The organism is Nitrosomonas aestuarii, assembly GCF_003046585.1.
GTDB classification, from domain to species: Bacteria; Pseudomonadota; Gammaproteobacteria; order Burkholderiales; family Nitrosomonadaceae; genus Nitrosomonas; species Nitrosomonas aestuarii.
In genome coordinates this window covers 1-5,098 of record NZ_QAAE01000039.1, presented here as the reverse complement: position 1 = coordinate 5,098, position 5,098 = coordinate 1, and the positions used below count along the sequence as shown (strand labels likewise).

At 44.4% G+C, this 5,098-nt stretch carries 3 protein-coding genes; all 3 read left to right on the top strand.

Going from position 1 to position 5,098, the window contains the following annotated elements:
• On the top strand, positions 1–900 hold a 900-nt coding region (locus C8R11_RS15620; RefSeq protein ID WP_107796503.1), incomplete at its 5' end, for a TolC family protein.
• Positions 893–2,239 carry an efflux RND transporter periplasmic adaptor subunit gene (locus C8R11_RS15615; RefSeq protein ID WP_107796502.1) on the top strand — a complete coding sequence of 449 codons (1,347 nt, stop codon included), beginning with the start codon at positions 893–895 and terminating at the stop codon, positions 2,237–2,239. The genes C8R11_RS15620 and C8R11_RS15615, both read left to right, overlap by 8 nt.
• On the top strand, positions 2,232–5,098 hold a 2,867-nt coding region (locus tag C8R11_RS15610; protein ID WP_107796501.1), incomplete at its 3' end, for an efflux RND transporter permease subunit. The genes C8R11_RS15615 and C8R11_RS15610, both read left to right, overlap by 8 nt.

Sequence of the window (5,098 nt, the reverse complement as noted above, 5' to 3'; positions counted from 1 at the left end):
TGGTGGTTACTCAGTAACGTCAAACAGGTTTGGTGGCAAATTTTTTACCTGGATCATGCGCTACAAGTCGTAAAAGATAACCAATTACTGCTAAAACAGTTTATTCAGATCACACGCACAAAATATGAAGTGGGCGAAGGATTGCAGCAAGATATTTTATTGGCGCAATTGGAGCTATCCAACCTGCTGGACCAACAACTTAAACTAGAGGGTATGCGACGTAACTCTGCTGCGAAACTGAATGCATTATTAGATAGAGCTGCCAATCAACCAATAAGATTACCTGAAGAAATATCAGAAGAATTACCCACTATTATTTCTGAAACTGCACTGTATCAGCTGGCTGAACACTCCAGACCGCTGCTGGCATCGAAACATGAATCTATCAATGCTGCAAGGGCTCGTGTAGATCTGGCTAAAAGAGATTTTTATCCAGACCTTAAGTTACGAGCTTCCTATGGGTTTCGACGTGATAATCCAGCGGGTATTGATCGAGATGATTTTTTAACGCTTGGTTTGAGTATGAACGTTCCGATTTTCTTGGATCGGAAGCAAGCTAAAGCAGTGGATCAGCGTAACAGCGAATTGATGCAGCAGAAATATATGCTACAGGATGAATGGAATAACGTGCGTGCCCAGATCTCACAAAGCTATAGCGATTTCCAACGTGCCACGGAACAAACGATATTGTTTAAAACCGGCATCATTCCTCAAGCAAAACAAACTGTAGCATCCATGCTGGTTGGTTATCAAGTCAACAAAGTTGATTTCTTAAACCTGGTTCGGAGTCAGATTACTTTATTAAATAATGAGCTGCAATATTGGAGTGCATTTGCAGAAGCCAATCAGGCTTTGGCTAACTTAGTGGCTGCTGTCGGCAAGGAAGAAATTTATGAGTAAATCATTAATAATCGTTGCTGTTGTAATGCTGGTTATAGGTATCAGTGGCGGCTGGTTCGCTAAAGATTATTTACATCCAGGCACTATGCAGTATCTACAAGATAATAAACAGACTACTTATTCTGAGAAAAGTAAGAAACCGATTTTTTACCGTAGTCCCATGAACCCGTTGGTTACTTCCCCTGTTCCCACAAAAGATCCAATGGGCATGGACTATATCCCGGTATACGCTGATGATAACAGTGAAGCTGGCCAGTCGACGGGTACCGTCAAGATTGACCCAATCACTGAGCAAAATATAGGTGTGCGCACCGTGATTGTTAAAAGAGACATACTATCACGTGTTGTGCGAACAGTCGGTCGCGTGGACTATGATGAAGAACGTATCGTACGATTACATCCTAAAGTCGAAGGTTGGGTTGAAACCATGCGTGTAGACAAAACTGGCGAGAAGGTTAAGAAAAATCAGGATCTGCTCAGTATTTATTCTCCCCAACTGGTTGTCAGTCAGCAGGAATACGTACTGGCTTTAAACAATCTCCACATATTAAAACAAAGCCCCATTGCAGACATCCGCCGTGGTGCGGAAGAACTGGTCAGCAGCGCGCTCGAACGACTAAAGCTCCTGGATGTTCCGGAGCACCAACTGCATGATCTGACACAAGACCACAATATACACAAAAACTTGCATATTCATACGCCCGCATCAGGAATTGTAGTGAGTATCGGTGCACGTGAAGGCCAGTACGTAACACCAGCAACAGAGATTTATATGATAGCCGATTTGTCCACAGTCTGGGTATATGCCGATATCTATGAAAATGAATTACCCTGGGTGCAATCGGGTGATTTGGTTGAAATGCGGCTGGCAGGCATTCCTGGGCGTGTTTTCAGAGGTCACCTGGCTTTCATTTATCCCTATGCCGAAGCAAAAACCAGAACAATCAAAGTTCGTCTTGATTTTAAAAATACCGAATTGTTATTAAAACCGGATATGTTTGCCGAAATATCGATTTATGCAGGCAAGCAAAAGAGTGCATTAGTTATTCCCTCCGAGGCAGTCATTCGTTCAGGCACGCGCGACAAGGTGCTGGTTGTACGTGATGCTGGCAAATTTGAACCACGCACCATTACAACAGGTGTGGCATCTGATGGGAAAGTGATTGTTCTGGATGGATTAAAAGAAGGTGAAGAAGTTGTCACGTCAGCCCAATTCCTGATTGATTCTGAATCCAATTTACGTGAAGCTACAGCCAAAATGACAAATCCAGGGCTAGAAGAAAAAAAAACTAAACCCAGTCCATTACAGATAGAAGAAGGACCGCATCAACATGATTAATGCCATCCTTAATGGATCACTAAATAATCGATTTATGGTTCTGCTGGCGGTAGTTGTGCTGGCAACAGCAGGATTCTGGTCTTTCAAAAACATCTCGTTAGACGCCATTCCTGACTTATCGGATGTGCAGGTTATTGTATTTACTGAATTCCCTGGACAAGCGCCTCAGGTGGTAGAAGATCAAGTGACCTATCCGTTGACTACCGCCATGCTGGCGGTACCGCATGCAAAAGTGGTGCGCGGCTATTCTTTCTTTGGACTATCCTTTGTTTATATCATTTTTGAAGATGATACCGATATGTATTGGGCCAGATCCCGAGTGCTGGAGTACCTTAATTATGCCAATGAGCGGCTGCCGCAAGGTGTAAATCCATCACTGGGGCCGGATGCAACCGGTGTTGGCTGGGTTTACGAGTATGCGCTACTCGATAGAACCGGAAAACATGACCTGGCACAGTTACGTTCCATTCAGGACTGGTATTTGCGCTACCCATTGCAAACAGTACCCGGTGTATCAGAAGTCGCGTCAGTCGGTGGTTATGTCAAACAATACCAGATAGAAGTTAACCCGAATGCATTACTCGCCTATGGCATTCCCTTGTCCAAAGTGAAATATGCCATTCAACGCTCGAATAATGATGTTGGCGGCAGAGTAGTTGAAATGGCAGAAACTGAATATATGGTACGTGGTTTAGGCTATATCCAATCGCTTGATGACATCAAAAGTATTCCAGTTGGTGTTGACGCCAATGGCACCCCCATTCGTTTAGAAGACGTCGCACAAGTTCAAATAGGTCCAGAACTGCGCCGTGGTGTCGTCGAGTTAAACGGAGAAGGCGAAGTCGCTGGTGGTATTGTCATCATGCGTTATGGCGATAATGCACAGGCGACCATACTTGGAGTACGTAAAAAACTGGAAGAACTTAAACAAGGACTGCCAGAAGGGGTTGAGATTGTTCCTGTTTATGATCGTGGCGACCTGATTGAGCGCGCAGTGAATACATTGAATACAGCGCTGGTTCAGGAACTGATCATAGTCTGTGTACTTGTTGGCTTATTTCTACTCCATCTGCGTTCATCCCTGGTCATTGTCATCACGCTACCACTTGCCGTGCTAATGGCCTTTATTGTCATGAAATGGCAAGGTATTAATGCAAATATCATGTCATTGGGTGGTATAGCTATTGCGATTGGTGATATGGTCGATGGCGCCATTGTGATGGTGGAAAATGCCCATAAACAACTAAGTGACGCAATTGCAAAGAAAAAAGCTGAGTTGACCAAAAAAGAACGTTGGCAGGCCATTGGCAATGCTTCTCGTGAGGTAGGACCTTCACTGTTCTTTTCATTACTAATCATTACCGTATCATTTATACCCATTTTTGCTATGGAAGCACAGGAAGGCCGGCTGTTCAGCCCACTGGCTTATACCAAATCCTATGCCATGGCCGCTGCAGCTATCTTAACTATTACAGTTGTGCCCGTATTGATGGGTTATTTTATTCGTGGCAAAATTATTCCCGAGAAAAAGAACCCTGCTAACCGCTTTTTGCATTTAATTCATTCGCCAATACTCAAGCTGGCCATGCGCTGGCGGGCAGTGACACTAGTATTGGCCATGCTGCTACTGGCTTCAACCCTTTATCCGTTGTCTAAAATCGGTAGTGAATTTATGCCGCCGCTGGATGAAGGCGATATACTCTATATGCCTAGTACATTTCCCGGTATTTCCATCACCAAGGCTAAAGAGCTTTTACAACAAACTGATAAGATAATTAAAGCTTTTCCTGAAGTGCACCATGTCTTTGGGAAAATTGGCCGCGCCGAAACCGCAACGGATCCTGCCCCCTTATCGATGATAGAAACGACCATACGGCTTAAACCCAGGTCGGAGTGGCCAGACCCAAACAAATCCGCGCAGGAATTGGTGTCTGAAATGGATCAGGCTATTAACTTTCCAGGTGTAGCCAATGCCTGGACGATGCCAATCAAAACACGTATTGATATGCTGTCGACCGGCATTAAAACACCTGTCGGCATCAAAGTTTCCGGACCCGATCTAGATAAATTGCAGCAATTATCTGAACAGATTGAACGAGTAATGAAAACGATGCCGGAAACACTATCTGCTTTTGGTGACCGGACTGCAGGTGGGTATTATCTGGATTTCGATATCAAGCGCGGTGAGGCCGCCCGTTATGGTTTAACGGTGGGTGATGTACAAGACGTTATTCAAAGTGCCATAGGGGGTATGAACATTACTGAGACTGTGGAAGGTCTGGAACGCTATCCGGTTAATCTGCGCTATCCCCGAGAATTGCGGGATGATTTGGAGGGCTTGAAGCGTACGTTAATTCCTACGCCTACTGGCGCGCAGATCCCATTGTCATTAGTGGCCGATCTTATATTAAGACGAGGCCCGCCCTCTATTAAAAGTGAGAATGCACGTCCTAATGCCTGGGTTTATGTAGACTTAAAAACCTCCGATATAGGCGGTTTTGTGGCGAAAGCAAAAACGCTCCTGGAAAGCCAAGTATCTCTTCCTGCTGGTTATACTATTAGCTGGTCGGGTCAATTCGAATATATGGAACGGGCTGCAGAAAAACTACGTATCGTAGTGCCTCTGACACTTATGCTGATCTTTTTTCTGCTGTATCTCACTTTTCGAAATATGGTAGAGCCTGTCATTGTTATGCTAACGGTACCCTTTGGTCTTATTGGTGGTATCTGGCTTGTGTATGTACTTGGCTTTAATCTTTCTGTCGCGGTTTATGTAGGTTTTATAGCGTTGGCTGGAACGGCTGCTGAAACTGGCGTCATGGTATTAAATTTTATTGACATTGAAATTTCCAGATTGCG